The organism is Streptomyces sp. NPDC051567 (assembly GCF_044454165.1).
Taxonomy (GTDB): domain Bacteria; phylum Actinomycetota; class Actinomycetes; order Streptomycetales; family Streptomycetaceae; genus Streptomyces.
The window spans coordinates 132,369-148,639 of the sequence record NZ_JBITDK010000012.1; the positions used below are offsets into that span (position 1 = coordinate 132,369).

General features: G+C 75.2%; 13 protein-coding genes. 6 read left to right on the plus strand and 7 right to left on the minus strand.

The genetic code is table 11. The features are described from left to right. Nucleotides 1-49: 49 nt before the first annotated feature. On the minus strand, nucleotides 50-622 hold the full coding sequence (locus ACIA5F_RS16225; RefSeq protein ID WP_399353284.1) for a TIGR03086 family metal-binding protein: 573 nt from the start codon (nucleotides 620-622) through the stop codon (nucleotides 50-52). A gap of 238 nt (nucleotides 623-860) precedes the next feature. Here ACIA5F_RS16225 and ACIA5F_RS16230 point away from each other — a divergent pair, with 238 nt between their 5' ends. Beyond that, entirely contained in the window at nucleotides 861-1,715 is an 855-nt protein-coding gene (locus ACIA5F_RS16230; RefSeq protein ID WP_399353286.1) for a class I SAM-dependent methyltransferase, read from the plus strand. 212 nt (nucleotides 1,716-1,927) lie between these two features. Here ACIA5F_RS16230 and ACIA5F_RS16235 read toward each other — a convergent pair whose 3' ends face one another. The 5 genes from ACIA5F_RS16235 to ACIA5F_RS16255 form a co-directional block, all read right to left on the minus strand. Beyond that, nucleotides 1,928-2,827, minus strand: coding sequence for an arginase family protein (locus tag ACIA5F_RS16235; protein WP_399353288.1), 900 nt, complete (start codon nucleotides 2,825-2,827; stop codon nucleotides 1,928-1,930). Between the two features lie 358 nt (nucleotides 2,828-3,185). Further along, nucleotides 3,186-5,210 carry a prolyl oligopeptidase family serine peptidase gene (locus ACIA5F_RS16240; protein ID WP_399353290.1) on the minus strand — a complete coding sequence of 675 codons (2,025 nt, stop codon included), beginning with the start codon at nucleotides 5,208-5,210 and terminating at the stop codon, nucleotides 3,186-3,188. Continuing rightward, nucleotides 5,207-6,556, minus strand: a complete 1,350-nt coding sequence (locus ACIA5F_RS16245; RefSeq protein ID WP_399353291.1) for a M20/M25/M40 family metallo-hydrolase — start codon at nucleotides 6,554-6,556, stop codon at nucleotides 5,207-5,209. The genes ACIA5F_RS16240 and ACIA5F_RS16245 overlap by 4 nt, the downstream gene beginning before the upstream one ends. After that, nucleotides 6,549-7,382 carry a M55 family metallopeptidase gene (locus ACIA5F_RS16250; RefSeq protein WP_399353293.1) on the minus strand — a complete coding sequence of 278 codons (834 nt, stop codon included), beginning with the start codon at nucleotides 7,380-7,382 and terminating at the stop codon, nucleotides 6,549-6,551. The genes ACIA5F_RS16245 and ACIA5F_RS16250 overlap by 8 nt, the downstream gene beginning before the upstream one ends. A 197-nt stretch (nucleotides 7,383-7,579) precedes the next feature. Next, complete coding sequence (locus tag ACIA5F_RS16255) at nucleotides 7,580-8,053, minus strand: SRPBCC family protein (protein ID WP_399353295.1); 474 nt, start codon at nucleotides 8,051-8,053, stop codon at nucleotides 7,580-7,582. Between the two features lie 356 nt (nucleotides 8,054-8,409). Here ACIA5F_RS16255 and ACIA5F_RS16260 point away from each other — a divergent pair, with 356 nt between their 5' ends. After that, nucleotides 8,410-10,041: an alpha/beta hydrolase gene (locus tag ACIA5F_RS16260; protein WP_399353297.1), complete on the plus strand. Its 1,632-nt coding sequence runs from the start codon at nucleotides 8,410-8,412 to the stop codon at nucleotides 10,039-10,041. A 94-nt stretch (nucleotides 10,042-10,135) separates the two neighbouring features. Then, the gene (locus ACIA5F_RS16265; protein ID WP_399353299.1) at nucleotides 10,136-10,552 is read left to right on the plus strand and encodes a RidA family protein; all 417 of its coding nucleotides are present in this window, start codon (nucleotides 10,136-10,138) and stop codon (nucleotides 10,550-10,552) included. A 49-nt stretch (nucleotides 10,553-10,601) separates the two neighbouring features. On the opposite strand, the gene ACIA5F_RS16270 is transcribed toward ACIA5F_RS16265, so the two are convergent. After that, the gene (locus ACIA5F_RS16270) at nucleotides 10,602-11,156 is read right to left on the minus strand and encodes a HEAT repeat domain-containing protein (RefSeq protein WP_399353301.1); all 555 of its coding nucleotides are present in this window, start codon (nucleotides 11,154-11,156) and stop codon (nucleotides 10,602-10,604) included. A gap of 488 nt (nucleotides 11,157-11,644) precedes the next feature. Here ACIA5F_RS16270 and ACIA5F_RS16275 point away from each other — a divergent pair, with 488 nt between their 5' ends. The 3 genes from ACIA5F_RS16275 to ccrA all read left to right on the plus strand — a co-directional run bounded on the left by ACIA5F_RS16275 (nucleotide 11,645) and on the right by ccrA (nucleotide 16,266). After that, nucleotides 11,645-13,441, plus strand: coding sequence for a 3-hydroxyacyl-CoA dehydrogenase family protein (locus ACIA5F_RS16275; protein ID WP_399353303.1), 1,797 nt, complete (start codon nucleotides 11,645-11,647; stop codon nucleotides 13,439-13,441). A 157-nt stretch (nucleotides 13,442-13,598) separates the two neighbouring features. Beyond that, nucleotides 13,599-14,432, plus strand: coding sequence for a TetR family transcriptional regulator (locus tag ACIA5F_RS16280; RefSeq protein ID WP_399353305.1), 834 nt, complete (start codon nucleotides 13,599-13,601; stop codon nucleotides 14,430-14,432). 496 nt (nucleotides 14,433-14,928) lie between these two features. Further along, entirely contained in the window at nucleotides 14,929-16,266 is a 1,338-nt protein-coding gene (ccrA, locus tag ACIA5F_RS16285) for a crotonyl-CoA carboxylase/reductase (RefSeq protein ID WP_399353307.1), read from the plus strand. Nucleotides 16,267-16,271: the final 5 nt, after the last annotated feature.

Consider the following 16,271-nt stretch of genomic DNA (forward strand, 5'->3'; position numbering starts at 1 on the left):
CCCGCTCCACCGGGGCCCACGGCCCGAGGACCCCGCGGCGCCCGCGGTCTCAGTCGAGCCTCCCCATCAGCGCGAGCAGCCGGGTCTGCGCGCTCGCGCCCGGCGGCGCCTGGAGCGGCGGGGCGAACATGCCGCTCGCCGCCAGCTCGGCCGCGTGCGGCGCGACCTCGCGGGCGCAGAACGCGACCAGGTCGTCCGGCAGCCGCTCGTCGGCGCCGATGGCGCGGGAGAGGTCCCAGGCGTGCACGGCGCAGTCGACGGTCAGTTGCGCGCAGTACTCCGACCCGGGCACGGGCCCGTACGAGAGCCCGACCGTCCGCTCCAGGGCGCCGGGCGCGGCGAGGGCGGTGTGCGCGGCGGCCGAGGCCCGGTCCCAGGCCCCGGCCGGGTCCTCGCCCAGCACGTCGCCGGAGAAGGCGTCGCCGAGTTCCCCGGCGCTGCGGCCGTCGGTGACCAGCGGCTCCACCCAGAGCTGCTCGGCGGTGACGTGGCCGACCAGCTGCCGTACGTTCCACAGCGTGCACGGGGTCGGCGCCCGCCACTGGTCGGCGCCGACGGCCCGTACGCGTTCGCCGAAGAGCCGCAGCGCCTCGGCGTGCGCTCCGAGCGGGGTGTCCGGCATGGCTCTCACCGTCCCGTACCAGGTGACCGGCCCCCCGGCCCACTCTCCTCGCCCTCGCCGCGCCCTGCCACCGCCCTCACCCGGCGCCCTTCGGCGGAAAGGCACGTGTCCACTTGTCGGAATGCTGGTCTCACCTGTCGAACCTTCCTCTACCGTGAGGCGCGCGGCACCCGGCGCCCGGAGCGCCGACGGGAACAGACGAGGACGACGGAAGACGAGACGACGAGGGAGTCGGGTCATGAGAGAGACGGCCGTCTACACGCACGGGCACCACGAATCGGTCCTGCGCTCGCACCGCTGGCGCACCGCCGCGAACTCGGCCGCCTATCTGAGCGGCGCGCTGCGGCCGGGCCTGTCGGTCCTGGACGTCGGCTGCGGGCCGGGCACGATCACCGCGGACCTGGCGGAGCTGGTGGCGCCGGGCGGCCGGGTGACCGCGGTCGACGCGTCGCGGGACGTCCTCGGCCAGGCCCGGGAGTACGTGGCGGGGCGCGGCCTGAGCGGGGTGGAGTTCGCCGTCGCGGACGTCCACGCGCTGGACTTCCCGGACGGCTCCTTCGACGTGGTCCACGCCCACCAGGTGCTCCAGCACGTCGGCGACCCGGTCCAGGCGCTGCGCGAGATGCGGCGGGTGTGCCGGCCGGGCGGGATCGTGGCCGCGCGGGACGCGGACTACGCGGCGATGGCCTGGTACCCGCGGGTGCCGGGTCTGGAGGAGTGGCTGGGCCTGTACCGCCGGGTCGCCCGCGCCAACGGCGGTGAACCGGACGCGGGCCGCCGGCTGCGGGCGTGGGCGCGCGCGGCGGGCTTCACGGCGGCGGAGGTGACCTCCTCGGCGACGGCCTGGTGCTACGCCACCGAGGCGGAGACCGCCTGGTGGTCACGGCTGTGGGCGGACCGGACGACGGCCTCCGCCTACGCGGACATCGCCGTCCGGGGCGGGCACGCCACCCCCGGCGAGCTGGCGGCCGTCGCCGCTGCCTGGCACACCTGGGGCGCCGCGCCCGACGCCTGGTTCTCGGTGCTGAACGGCGAGATCCTGTGCCGCGTGCAACGGCCGGAGCCGGAGCCGCCCGCGCGCGACGCCCCCTGACCGGGGCCGCCCGGCCCCGCCTCCCTCACCCCGGCCGGAGCGGGCCCGGCCCGAGCGGCGGCGCGGCAGCCCGGCGCGCGGGCGCTCGTCCGGTCCGTGCCCCCCCGGCAGCCGCCGCACAGGGGTTCCGCCGATCACCACCGGTCAGGATTGCGCGAAGCCCCGCGCCCGGCCGCTTCCCGGACCCGGTGGCAGGTGTCAAGTGTCAGATGTCAGGTGAAGGAACCGGCGACGAGGTCGGCGAGGAGCGCCGCGCCGCGCCCGTCCGGGTCCAGGTCGGGGTCGTAGATCGTGACGTTGAGCCCGACGCAGCGCGGGGAGCGCACCAGCACCCCGAGCAGTTCGGCGAGTTCGTCGGGGATCAGGCCGCCGGGGTCGGGGCTGTCCACGGCGGGCATCACGGACGGGTCCAGCACATCGGCGTCCAGGTGCACCCAGAACCCGGCGGTGTCCGGCGGGTGGAGCCCTTCCAGGGCCGCCCGCGCCACCGGTCCGGCGCCGTACTCGCGGATCTCCCCCACGGTGGCGGCGGAGATCCCGGCGGCGCGCAGCTCCGGGAGGTCGGGGTCCTCGTCCCGGAGCCCGAAGAGCCGTACGTCCTCGTCCCGCAGGTAGGGCGAGAGCCCCTCCAGGTCGGCGAGGACGGCCTGGCCGCGCCCGGTGCCCAGGGCGAGTTCCTCCCCGGCGGCGGCTCCCACCGGCCCGTTCACGGCCTCGTTCCCGGCGTGGCGGAAGTCGGCGGAGCCGTCGATCGCGGCGAGTCCGTACCGGCCGACGCGGCGCATGGCCAGGGAGGCGCCGAGCTGGATCGAGCAGTCGCCGCCGAGGACGACGGGGAACTCCCCGGCCCGCAGGTGCCGTTCGATCCGGTCGGCGAGGGTGACGGTGTAGGCGGCGAGGGCCTCGGCGTGGAAGACCCCGTCGCCCTCCTTCCAGTCGCCCCGGTCGTAGCGCGGCGGGACCACGACGCCGCCCTCGCGCGCGCCGAGCCGGGTCAGCAGCCCCTGTTCGCGCAGGGCTCCGGCCAGCTTGTACACCCCCGGCACGGTGCCGGGGGCGGGTGGGCGCAGGCCCAGGTTGGACGGGGCGTCGAGGAGTACGAGGGTACGCATGCCCCTCATCCTGGGTGAGGTTGCCGTGCGGGGCCAGCGGTTTCGGCGGTCAGGGCCCGGCGTTCGTGGTCGCGCCGGGCCCCGCCGACGTGGAGGAGGTCCGGGGAGAACCCCGCCCGCCGGGGGCCCGCGCCCGGCGGCGTGGGCGAGGGAGCCGCAACGGAAGGCGCCGCGCACGATGTTGTCGATGCCGACGGCGGCGCCGGTGGCCCGTTCGCGGACGAGGAACCCGGCCCGCGCCTCCCCCGCGATCAGCGGGGCCGGCCGGGCCTCGTACGCCCCGCCGGTGTCGGGCGGGGCCTGCCACGGGTGGTGCGGTGCGCGGCTCTCGCGCACGCGTGCGGCGTCCGGGCCCAGGTCAGGGTTGCAGGGGCAGGTTCGGGATGTCGTCGCGGGTGAAGCCGAACACCTGGGAGTACAGGGACAGTTCCGCCTCCAGGGCGCGGACCATGGTCGGTGCCCGCCGGAAGCCGTGGCCCTCGCCCTCGAAGGCCACGTACGCGTGCGGGACCGGGCGGCCCCGGATCGCGGCGAGGAACCGCTGTGCCTGCGCGGGCGGGCAGACCCGGTCGTCCAGCCCCTGGAGCAGCACGAACGGGGCGGTGATCAGGTCGGCGCGGGCCACCGGGGAGCGTTCGCGGGAGCGCTGCGCCAGGGTGTGCCCCGGTCCGGCCAGGCCGTCCACGTAGTGGGACTCCAGGTCGTGGGTCTCCTCGGCGAACCCCACCAGGTCCAGGACCGGGTAGATGATCGCCGCGCAGGCGTAGAGGTCGGTGGCGGCCAGGGAGGCCGCCGCCGTCCAGCCGCCCGCGCTGCCGCCGCGGACGGCGAGCCGCCGCGGGTCGGCGGTGCCCTCGGCGGCCAGGGCCCGCGCCACGGCCGCGCAGTCCTCCACGTCGGCCACGCCCCACTGTTCGCGCAGCCGCTCCCGGTAGGCGCGCCCGTAGCCGGTGGAGCCGCCGTAGTTGACCTCGACGACGCCGATGCCGCGTGAGGTGAAGTAGGCGATGTGCAGGTCGAGTACGGGCGGCACGTGCGCGGTGGGGCCGCCGTGCGCCCACACCACGTACGGGGGCAGTTCCCCGGCGGGGGCCCGCAGGACGGGGTGGTGCGGCGGGTAGATCTGGGCGTGGATCTCCCGGTCGCCGGGGCCGCGGAAGGTGCGGACGCGCGGCTGCGGGTAGTAGGCCGGGTCCACCGGGTCGGGCCGGGCGGCGCCGATCGCGCGCGCGTGGCCGGTGGCCGTGTCGACCTCCACCACCTCGTACGCGCTGCGCGGGCCGGCGGCGACCCCGTAGACCCGGGTGCCGCTCACGGCCAGCGTCGGCTGCCAGGCCGTCCACGGCCCGGCCGCGTCCACCAGCTCGCCGGCGGGGTCCAGGAAGCCGAGCACCTGGGCGCCCCGGCCGTGCAGGACGGCGACGACGCCTCCCCCGGAGCCGGTGGCGGGGAAGGTGTCGCCGGGGAGGGGGGCCAGCCAGCGCAGTCCGGGCTTCCACAGCGGGCCGCCGAACTCCTCCTCCCGGGGGCAGAGCGGGACCGCCACCGGGTGCGCGCCGGGCTCGGTGTCCACCCGGTACGGGTTCCACCAGCCGCTGCGGTCGCTCACCGCGAGGAGGCTCCCGCCGGGCGTCCAGTCGGCCTGGGCCACGGACTCCCCGGGGCCGCCCAGCACGGTGCGGGCCCCGGTGAGGGCGCCGTCCCCGGTGACCTCGGCGAGTCTCAGCTCGGTGCCGTCCCAGGGCATCCGGGGGTGGTCCCACACCAGCCAGGCGGCGCGGCGCCCGTCCGGGGAGAGCCGGGGCCCGGTGGTGAAGCGGTGCCGGTCGTCCGTCAGTTCCCGCACCGCGCCCCGGTCCCCGGCGGCCGACCCGTCCAGCGGTACGGCCGCCAGGACCCGGCGCACCTCGGCCGGGCCCGGACCGGTGAACTCCTCCAGCACGCACCAGACCTCCTCGCCGCGCACCACCGGGTCGGCCCAGCGCAGGCCGGCGCCCACCCGTGAGACGGGGGTGAGCGGCCGGGGGGCGGGGCTGCCGGGCGCGTCCGGCGCGTACGCGTACAGGCGTTGGTCGGCGAAGTGGACGAAGACCAGCAGGGGCCCGTCCGCCGCCCGCCCGGTGCCCGCCCAGGGCAGGGCGCCGTACTCGGTGAACCGGCTGCGCACGTCCCAGGGCGCGGGCAGGGCCGTGGCCGGGGGGCGGCCGTCCGCGGGGCGCCGGACCAGGGTGCGACGGCCGCCTTCCTCGGGCCGCGGCTCGGTCCACCACACCTCGGCCCCGACGGTGCCCACGTATTCGGGGTGCCCGTCGAGGGCGGCGGCGAGGGAGGCGTCGACGGGTGAGGGCCAGCTGCCGTAGGGCCCTTCCGGCGCGGCCGTCACAGGGTCCGCAGGGCGTGGTCGAGGACGCGGACGCCGAAGTGCAGGGCGTCGACGGGGACGCGTTCGTCCACGCCGTGGAAGAGGGACCAGTAGTCGAAGCCGGGCGGCAGTTTCAGCGGGGAGAAGCCGTAGCCGGTGATGCCGAGCCGGGAGAACTGTTTGGCGTCGGTGCCGCCGGCCATGCAGAAGGGCACCACGTGCCCGTCGGGGTCGAAGCGTTCGACGGAATCCCGCAGAATCCCGAACGTCCGCCCGTCCACGGGGGCTTCCAGGGCCCTCTCGCGGTGGTGGAACTCCCAGGTGACGTCGGGTCCGGTGAGTGCGTCCAGGGTGGCGGCGAACTCGGCCTCGCCGCCGGGCAGCGTCCGGCCGTCCACGTACGCGGTGGCCTGGCCCGGGATGACGTTCAGCTTGTAACCGGCGCTGAACATGGTCGGGTTGGCGCTGTTGCGCAGGGTGGCCTCGACGAGGGTGGCGGAGGGGCCGAGCGCGCGCAGGAGGGAGTCGAGGTCGGCGCGGGGGCCGGCCGGGTCCGTCTGGAGGCCCTGGAGGGCGGCGAGTTCGGTGAGGCAGGCGGTGACGGTGCGGGTGAGCCGGACCGGCCACCGGTGCTCGCCGATGCGGGCCACGGCGGCGGCGAGGCGGCTGACGGCGTTGGCCCGGTTGGGTTTGGAGCCGTGGCCCGCGGTGCCGTGGGCGGTCAGCTTCAGCCAGGCGGTGCCGCGTTCCCCGGCCGCGATCGGGTAGAGGGCCCGGCCGGGGCCGGTGTGCAGGGTGAAGGCCCCGGACTCGCTGATCCCCTCCGTACAGCCCTCGAAGAGGTGCGGGTGCCGGTCGGCGAGGAAGCCGGAGCCGTCGGCGGCGCTGTCCTCCTCGTCGGCGGTGTAGGCGATCACGATGTCGCGGCGCGGCCTCGCCCCGGTGCGCGCCCAGGCCCGGACGACGGCCAGGACCATGGCGTCCATGTTCTTCATGTCCACCGCGCCCCGGCCCCAGACGACCCCGTCGCGGACCTCGCCGGAGAAGGGGTGCACGCTCCAGTCGGCGGCCTCGGCGGGGACCACGTCGAGGTGGCCGTGGACGAGCAGGGCCTCGGCGCCGGGGTCGGTGCCCGCGATCCGGGCCACCACGTTGGTGCGGCCGGGGGTCCGCTCCAGCAGGACCGGCTCCAGCCCGGCCCCGGCGAGCCGCTCGGCGACGTACTCGGCGGCCGGGCGTTCCCGGCAGTCGCCGCCGCCCCGGTTGGTGGTGTCGATCCGGATCAGGCCGGAGGTGAACTCGACGGCCTCGTCGAGGGCGGCGCCGTCCACCGGCGTCATGACGTCCGCTGCGGGCATCTCAGCCATACTGCTCCTCCACGGCGGCCAGGACGACCGTCGTCACTGCTTTGAAGGTCCGGATTCCGTCGTACATCGTCGCACTGGTGTACGTGACCTTGCGTTCCCCGGCGCGCTCGACCCCGGGGACCAAGGTGGCGGCCATCGCCAGGTGTTCGGCGTCGAACTCCGTGTCGACCGTGAACGGGCCGCCGGAGCGCGGGCGGCGGCGGACGGCCAGGGCGGTGGCCTTGTGGGCGGCGGCCCGGATGTCGGCGGCGGTGCGGGCGGGGGTGCGGCAGCGGGCGGCGTAGCGCGAGACGTGGTCCTTGACCGCGACGGTCACCGCGTCCGGGGCGTATCCGGCGGCGTCGGCGCAGGTCAGGTCGTCTCCGGTGACGAGGACGACCGGGACTCCGTACTCGGCGACGACATGGGCGTTGAGCAGCCCCTCGCTGGCGCGGACCCCGTTGACCCAGACCCCGGTGACGGAGTTGGCGAGGTAGGTGTGGGCGAGGACGCCCTCGGCGCCGGCGCCCGTGTGGTAGCCGATGAAGGCGATCCCGTCGACGTCCCCGTCCTGGACGCCCTCGACCATGGAGAGGGACTTGTGGCGGCCGGTGATCATCTCGGCCCGTGCGTCGAGCCGCTCCAGCAGCAGGTTGCGCATGGTGGAGTGGGCCTCGTTGACGACGACCCGGTCGGCGCCGCCGTCGTAGAAGCCGAGGACGGCGGCGTTCACGTCGGAGGTGAACAGGGCCCGGCAGCGCTCCCACTGCGGTTCCCCGGGCAGGACGTCGCCGGGCCAGGTGACGCCGGTGGCGCCTTCCATGTCGGCGGAGATGAGGATCTTCATCGGGCCCCCGGACGGTCGGTTGCGCACGGCCGACCGCGGCGGACGGCCCCGCGCGGCGGTGTGATCGCGCACGCAGGGCCCCACCCTAACCGGACGGTCCCCGTGGGCCCCGGGGCCACGCCCGGGGCCCACGGGGACCGCGCGGCGGCTCGCGCCGCGCCGGGAACTCCACCCGATCCGGTGAGCCGCCGCCCGGCTCAGCTACCGGTGCCGGTGTTGGTCTCGGTGCCGGTCTCGGTGTTGGCGGCCAGGTTGGCCAGGAGCGCGTCGTAGATCCGGCCGAGGCCCTTGGGGGCGAAGGTGCGCTCGAAGAACCCGCCGACACCGCCCGCGCCGTCCCAGACGGTGCTGACGACGACCTTGGAGCTGCCCTCGCCGGCCGGGGTGACGGTCCAGGTGGTGACCATCGAGGAGTTGCGGTCCTTCTCCACGAGCCGGCCGGTGGTGGGCTCGGTGACCTCCAGCAGGCAGTCGCGGACCCGCTTGCTGGTGGCCTGGAGCTTCCAGTGGACCAGGGTGCCCTCGCCGTCCCCGCCCTCGCGCACCTCGTACGCGCTGAAGTGCTCGGGCAGCAGCTTCTCCCGGGTCCCGCTGTAGTCCGCCAGCGCGTCGAACACGGTCTCCGCGTCAGCCGCGATGATCCGCTCCGTGGTGGCTTCGACCTGCGCCATGGCTGTTCCTCCAGCTGTTGTGATCACTCAGCAGTGGTGATCGCTCGTCACGGCGAAGCCAACCACCTCGGGGGCGGGTGCCCAAATCCGGGGTGGAACAGGACGCACCACATGATCACGGGAGCATTCGCCGCCGGTCCCGCTCCGCCGACAGGCCCCGGGTACTCCATCTGCGGGCCGGACCGCCGCAGGGGGTGCGGCCCGCACGGGCGGGCCCGCGCCCGGCGGGACGGGGCGGCCGGCGTTCCCCGGGGCCGCCGAAAGGTCATCACATCGGGCCAACAACGGACACAATCCCGTCTTCCCGGCACGGTTTCCGGGACGATTCCGCCCAGAACCCTCGGCTGGGAGGCCCCATGATCCGCGTGACCCGCCCGACGATCCGCCCGGCGCGGACGGACCGCCCGACGAACCGCCTGGCGAACCCCCCGGCGGTCCGTCCCTCACGGCGGCGCGCCGCCGTCCTGCTGGCGGTCTCCACCGTCGTCGCCGCCCTCGCGGGTCCGGTCACCGCCGCCCCGGTGGCCCCCGCGCCCGCCGCACCGCGCTGGACCGACTGCGCGACCCCCCGCTACCCGACGCTGCAGTGCGCCTCCCTCAAGGTCCCGCTCGACCACGGCGACCGGGCCGGGCGGCAGATCTCCCTCGCCCTGACCCGGGTCCCGCACACCGCCGCCGTCTCCCAGGGGCCGCTGCTGGTCAACCCCGGCGGTCCGGGCGGCAGCGGCCGGAGCCTCGCCGGGTACATCGCCTCCGCCCTGCCCGAGGAGGTGGCCGCCCAGTACGACGTGATCGGCTTCGACCCCCGGGGCGTGGGCCGCAGCGAACCGGCCCTGGACTGCGGGGGCGGCCACTTCGCCCCCGTACGGCCGGACTCCGTACCGCGCGACGCGGCGACCGAGCGGGCCAACCTGGAACGGGTGCGGTCCTTCGCCGAGTCCTGCCGGAACAAGCACGCGGACGTGCTCCCGTACATCGGCACCGTCTCGGCCGCCCACGACATCGAGGCCGTGCGGGTGGCCCTGGGCGCGGAGCGGATCAGCTACTACGGCTACTCGTACGGGACCTACCTGGGCGCGGTGTACGCCCGGCTCCACCCGTCCCGGGTACACCGGCTCGTCCTGGACTCGGTGGTCGACCCGGCCGGGGTCTGGTACGAGGACAACCTCGCCCAGGACCGCGCCTTCGACACCCGGCACAAGGCGTTCCTGGCCTGGGTGGCGAAGTACGACGCCAGCTACCACCTGGGCACCGACCCGGCCGGGGTCGAGGAGCGCTGGTACGCGATGCGGCAGTCGCTGCGCGGGAAGCCGGCCGGGGGCAAGGTGGGCCCGGCGGAACTGGAGGACACCTTCCTGCCGGGCGGCTACTACAACGGCTACTGGCCGCACCTCGCCGAGGCGTTCTCCGCGTACACCGTGGGCAAGGACCCGAAGCCGCTGGTGGCGGCGTACGAGCGGTTCGGCGCGGTGGAGCCCTCGGCGGGCAACAGCTACAGCGTGTACACGGCGGTGCAGTGCCGGGACTCGGCCTGGCCGAAGGAGTGGAACCGGTGGCGCGCGGACATGTGGGACACCTACGCCGAGGCCCCCTTCATGACCTGGAACAACGCCTGGTACAACGCCCCGTGCGCGTTCTGGTCCGGGGAGTCGCTGCGGGCCCCGGACGTGACCAACACCGAGCTTCCGCCCGCCCTGCTGCTCCAGGCCACGCAGGACGCGGCGACCCCGTTCAGGGGCGCGGTGAGCATGCGGGAGAAGCTGGCGGGCTCGGTGCTGGTGACCGAGGAGGGCGGCGGCAACCACGGCGTCTCGCTGAGCGGCAACAAGTGCCTGGACGAGAAGGTGGCGGCGTACCTGACGACGGGGAAGGCGGCGGACGCGGCCTGCCCCGCCCAGCCGGAGCCGAAGCCGGCCGCGGTCACCCGCGCGGTCCCGCCCTCGGCGGGCGGCACGGCCCTGCACGGGATGCTGGGCTTCCGGGGCTGAGCCGGGTACCGGGCCCGGGCCTGTGCCGGGTCCGGACCGGGGCTTCCGGGGCCGGGGCTTCCGGGGCCGGGCCGCGCCAGGCATGATCGTCGCCATGAGCACACCCGCGCAGCACCTCACCCGTATCGCCGCCCCGGAGGGCGTCGCCCCCGGTACCGGTTACAGCCATGTCGTCCTGGGCACCGGCACGTTCGTCGCCGTGTCCGGGCAGTGCGCCTTCGACGAGAAGGGCGAGGTGGTCGGCGCCGGTGACGCGGCGGCCCAGGCCCGGCAGGTGTTCGAGAACCTCCGCCGGTGCCTGGCGGCGGCCGGGGCGGGCTTCGACGACGTGGTGAAGCTGACCTACTTCGTCACCGACGTCGCCCACCTCCCGGCCGTCCGGGAGGCCCGGGACGCCGTCATCCCGGCGGACCGCCTCCCGGCCTCCTCCGCGGTCCAGGTCGCGGCCCTGTTCCGGCCCGAACTCCTGCTGGAGATCGAGGCGTTCGCGGTCGTCCCGCAGGCGGGCTGAGCCGCCGTCCCCTGCCCCGGGTCCCGCCCCGGACCCCGCCGCCGGGCGTTCAGCCCGGGCGGCGCAGGGCCCCGGCCGCCGCCACCGCCAGCCGGGGGTGGGACAGGGCGCGGGTCAGGACCTCCCGGGCGCGGGGGTCGGCGAGGGCGCCGAGTCCCTCGACGCAGGCCAGGGCGACCCGCCCGTGCGGGTCGTGCGGCGTGAGCAGCCGGGACAGGCAGGCGATCAGGGCGGGGGCCGACTCCGGGGCGCGCAGGGCGGTCAGCAGCCGGACCGGGTGCAGGGCGTAGGCGGTGCGCAGCGGGTTGGTCGCCAGGGCCGCCGCCGCGCGGGCGGTGCGCGGGTCCCCGAGGACGGCCAGGGCCCGCGCGGCGGCCTCGCAGCGCGGCGGGTCGCGGTGGTTCAGGAGCAGCACCAGGGTCTCGAAGGCGCGCCGGTCACCGGCCAGCCCGAGCCGGTACGCGGCCAGTTCGCGGGCCCACAGGGGCCGCCCGGCCTCGGTCAGGGCGGCGGCCAGGGCGTCGGTGTCCGCCGCGAGCAGGGCCTCGTACTCCGGGGCCCGCCCGGCCGCCTCCGCCCGCAGTCGCTCCAGCACGTCGGTCACCCGCCCACCCTAGGTCCTGTCGTCGAAGTTCCGTCCGGCCGGCGGGCGGACGACGCCGCTTTGAAGACACTCCCCAGGCCAATACCTTTCACCCCATGCCCGGTTCGGGGTGATCCGTGGGGGAACAGTGCGTGCCGGGGTGGGCGGCGCAGGTCACATCTCCCGTCTCTGGCCAAGTGGTTACCGGGGAGTTACTGTCCCTTCAACACGTACGAGGGCGGCCTGGTGACGCAGCCGCCCCGTGCCGTCCGGTCCGGTGCCCGAGGCGCCTCCCGGGTGTCCCCGCGCTCCTGCGGCGGGCACCGAGGCTCCCTCACGTCACGCTCGTACCGCTCGTACCGCCCCGCGCAGTAGCCACGGCGTGGCCCCGGGACAGGGTCCGCCGCTCAGGTCGTGTCGCGAACGCGGCACGCTCTCGCCCCCGGGCATCCCGCGTGGCATCCGCACGCCGCGCCCCAGTCGTCACCCTCTCCCACTGGAGTCCCTCGATGGACCGTCCGTCCAGTCAGTCCGCCATCCGGACCGTCGCCGTCGTCGGCCTCGGCACGATGGGCACCGGCATCGCCGAGGTCCTCGTCCGGGCCGGCCGTGAGGTCGTCGGCATCGACGTCGACGGCGCCGCCGCCCGCCGGGCCGTCGCCTCCCTCGCCGCCGCCACCGCCCGCTCCGTCACCAAGGGGCTCCTGAGCGAGCCCGAGCGGGCCGCGGTCATCGACCGGTTCCGCGTCTCCACCGCGCTGGGTTCCGCGGCGGAGGCCGATCTCGTGATCGAGGTGGTGCCCGAGTCGTACGAGCTCAAGCAGCGGGTGCTGAACGGGCTGGACGCGGTCGTCCGGCCCACCGCGATCCTGGCCACCGGCACCGACGCCCTGTCGGTGACCCGGCTCGCCGCCGGGTCCCGCCGCCCCGAGCGGGTGCTGGGCCTGCACTTCTTCAACCCGGCCCCCGCGATGAAACTGGTCGAGGTGGTCTCCTGCGTGCTGACCGACCCGGCCGCCGTCGGGGCGGTCACCGCGCTCGCCCGCGAGCTGGGCAAGGAGCCCGTCGCGGTCGGCGACCGCCCCGGCTTCGTCGCCGACGGCCTGCTCTTCGGCTACCTCAACCAGGCCGCCGCCATGTACGAGTCGACGTACGCCTCCCGTGAGGACATCGACGCGGCGATGCGGCTGGGCTGCGGCCTGCCCATGGGGCCGCTCGCGCTGCTCGACCTGATCGGCCTGGACACCGCCCGGACGGTCCTGGAGGCCATGTACGCCTCCTCCGGCGACCGGCTGCACGCCCCGGCCCCGGTCCTGGGGCAGCTCGCGGCGGCCGGTCTGACCGGGCGGAAGGCCGGGCGCGGCTTCTACACGTACGAGCGGCCGGGCGGCGGTGCGGTCCTGCGGGACCCGCGGACCCCGCCGGAGGGGGCGCGGCCCGCCGGGGGCCGTCCCGTCGCCTCGGTCGGGGTGGCCGGTTCGGGGACGATGGCGGGCGGGATCGCGCAGGTCTTCGCGCGGGCGGGGCTGCCCGTGGTGCTGGCCGCCCGGAGCCGGGAGAAGGCCGGGGCGGCGAAGGCGGCGGTCGCGAAGTCGCTGGCCCGCGCGGTGGCCAGGGGCCGGCTGACCGGGGAGGAGGCGGCGCGGACCCTGGACCGGATCACGGTGGCCGGTTCCCCGGAGGCCCTCGGGGAGGTGGACCTGGCGGTGGAGGCGGTGGCCGAGGACCTGGCGGTCAAGCAGGAGCTGTTCCGGGCCCTGGACACGGTCTGCCGGCCGGGGGCGGTGCTGGCCACCACGACCTCCTCGCTGCCGGTGATCGAGGTCGCCCGGGTGACCTCGCGCCCGCAGGACGTGATCGGGATGCACTTCTTCAACCCGGCCCCGGCGATGAAGCTGGTCGAGGTGGTCCGGACGGTCCTGACCGCCGACGATGTGCACGCCACGGTCCACGCGCTCTGCGGGAGGGTGCGCAAGCACCCGGTGGACTGCGGGGACCGGGCGGGTTTCATCGTGAACGCGCTGCTGTTCCCCTACCTCAACAACGCGGTCAAGATGGTCGAGCAGCACTACGCCGGTCTCGACGAGATCGATACGGCGATGCGGCTGGGCGGCGGCTACCCGATGGGGCCGTTCGAGCTCCTCGACGTGGTCGGCCTGGACGTCTCGCTGGCCATCGCGAAGGCCCTCCACCGGGAGTTCCGCGATCCGGGCCTGGCCCCGGCCCCGCTGCTGGAGCAGCTGGTGGCGGCGGGCTGCCTGGGCCGCAAGACCGGCCGCGGATTCCGTGAGCACGCCCGGCGCTGACCCGCCGGGCCACGAGCCGGATGCGTGGGGAGGGCTGCTCGGGCCCGCCGGCCCGGACCGGCGGGCACACCCTCCCGGGGAGCACTGTGTGCCCAGTGCCTGCCCTCCCCCGCATCCCACCCCCGCGCGGCCCCCGCAGGCGCGCTCCCCGGCGCGGATGAAGTACGTTCGCTCCATGTCCCGGCCCGCCAAGACCTCGCCCCGCGCCCCCTCCGCCTCCGACGCCCCGGAGAGCGCGGCCGGCACCCGGGCGGCCGCCCAGCGGCTCAAGATGCGCCGTGAGCTGGCCACGGCGGCGATGGAGCTGTTCGCCACCAAGGGGTACGAGGCGACGACGGTCGACGAGATCGCCGCGACCGCCGGGGTGGCGCGCCGGACCTTCTTCCGCCACTTCCGGTCCAAGGAAGAGGCGATCTTCCCCGATCACGACGACACCCTGACCCGCGCCGAGGCCGTCCTGGACGTGGCCCCGGCGCACGAGCACCCGCTCGACACGGTGTGCCGCGGGATCAAGGAGGTCATGAAGATGTACGCCGCCTCGCCGGCGGTGTCGGTGGAGCGGTACCGGCTGACCCGTGAGGTGCCGGCGCTGCGGGAGCGGGAGATCGCCTCGGTGGCCCGCTACGAGCGGCTGTTCACCCGGTACCTGCTGGCCCACTTCGACGAGCAGGACCACCACGACGGCAACGACGACCCGCTGATGGCGGAGGTGGCCGCCTCTGCGGTGGTGACCGCCCACAACCACGTGCTGCGGCGCTGGCTGCGCGCGGGCGGCCAGGGGGACGTGGAGGGGCAGCTCGACCACGCCTTCTCGATCGTCCGCAAGACCTTCGGCTCGGGGATCGGCGCGGGCCGCACCCAGGGCTCCGCCGCGCCGGCGGCGCCCGCGGCGGTCCGCACGCGGGGCGAGGTGCTGGTGGCGGTGGCCCGGACGGACGCGCCGCTGGACGAGGTCATGCGGACCATCGAAGAGGCCCTGCGCACCAGGTAGGCAGCCAGGTGGGCAGGTAGGACAGGCAGGGCAGGCAGCCAGCACGTAGGTACCGGACAGCGACTTGTGTCACAGGAGGCCGTCCCCGTCACGGGGGCGGCCTCCGCGTTTGTCCGGCTTGCCCCTACTCGCGGGTAACTCTGATCGATCATCGCTCATCTGCGCAGGTCAATCGGCAGATGAGAGAAACTTTTGGCACGGGGTGCCTTGTCGAGTGACACGGGGTGCCATACGTTGAATCTCGTCCGGATGTCCCCGCGGCCCACGCCCACTCGGCACGGAACGCGCCCCGGACGCCTGCGTCACCAGGCACCCCGCACGCCCCATCACGGCGTCGCCCGCACCACCGCACCCGCCGGACCGACGGCACCCGCACCGCCCACCGCGGCCCACCACACCCCGCAGCACCACCCACACGCACCCACCCACACGCACCCCGCGCACCCCTCGCGCGTCCCTCAGCGCACCCTCTTCAGCGCTCGCCGGAGGCACTACCGTGAAGGACATCCTGGACGCGATCTCGTCGCAGTCCGCCACCGCCGCAGACTTCGCGGCCCTGCCGCTGCCCGACTCGTACCGCGCGGTCACCGTGCACAAGGACGAGACGGAGATGTTCGCCGGGCTCGCCACCCGCGAGAAGGACCCGCGCCGCTCCCTCCACCTCGACGAGGTCCCCGTGCCCGAACTCGGCCCGGGCGAGGCCCTGGTGGCCGTCATGGCCTCCTCGGTCAACTACAACTCCGTGTGGACCTCGATCTTCGAACCGGTGTCCACCTTCGGCTTCCTGGAGCGGTACGGGCGGCTGTCGGAACTCACCCGGCGGCACGACCTGCCCTACCACGTCATCGGCTCGGACCTCGCGGGCGTCGTCCTGCGCACCGGCCCCGGCGTCAACGCCTGGAAGCCGGGCGACGAGGTCGTCGCGCACTGCCTCTCCGTCGAGCTGGAGTCCTCCGACGGCCACAACGACACGATGCTCGACCCCGAACAGCGCATCTGGGGGTTCGAGACCAACTTCGGCGGCCTCGCGGAGATCGCCCTCGTCAAGTCGAACCAGCTGATGCCCAAGCCGGACCACCTCAGCTGGGAGGAGGCCGCCTCCCCCGGCCTGGTCAACTCCACCGCCTACCGCCAGCTGGTCTCCCGCAACGGCGCCGGCATGAAGCAGGGCGACAACGTCCTGATCTGGGGCGCGAGCGGCGGACTCGGCTCCTACGCGACGCAGTTCGCCCTCGCCGGCGGCGCCAACCCGGTCTGCGTGGTCTCCAGCCCGCAGAAGGCACGGCTCTGCCGGGCCATGGGCGCGCAGGCCGTCATCGACCGCAGCGCCGAGGGCTACCGGTTCTGGAAGGACGAGCACACCCAGGACCCCAAGGAGTGGAAGCGCTTCGGCAGCCGCATCCGCGAGCTGACCGGCGGCGAGGACGTGGACATCGTCTTCGAGCACCCGGGCCGCGAGACCTTCGGCGCGAGCGTCTACGTCACCCGCAAGGGCGGCACCGTCGTCACCTGCGCCTCGACCTCCGGCTACCACCACGAGTACGACAACCGCTACCTGTGGATGTCCCTCAAGAAGATCGTCGGCTCGCACTTCGCCAACTACCGCGAGGCATGGGAGGCCAACCGCCTGGTCGCCAAGGGGAAGATCCACCCCACCCTGTCCAAGGTCTACCCCCTGGCGGAGACCGGCCAGGCCGCGTACGACGTGCACCGCAACCTCCACCAGGGCAAGGTCGGGGTCCTCGCGCTCGCCCCCGGGGAGGGCCTGGGCGTGCGCGACCACGAGCTGCGCGCCCGGCACCTCGACGCCATCAACCGCTTCCGCGGCGTCTGAGGCAG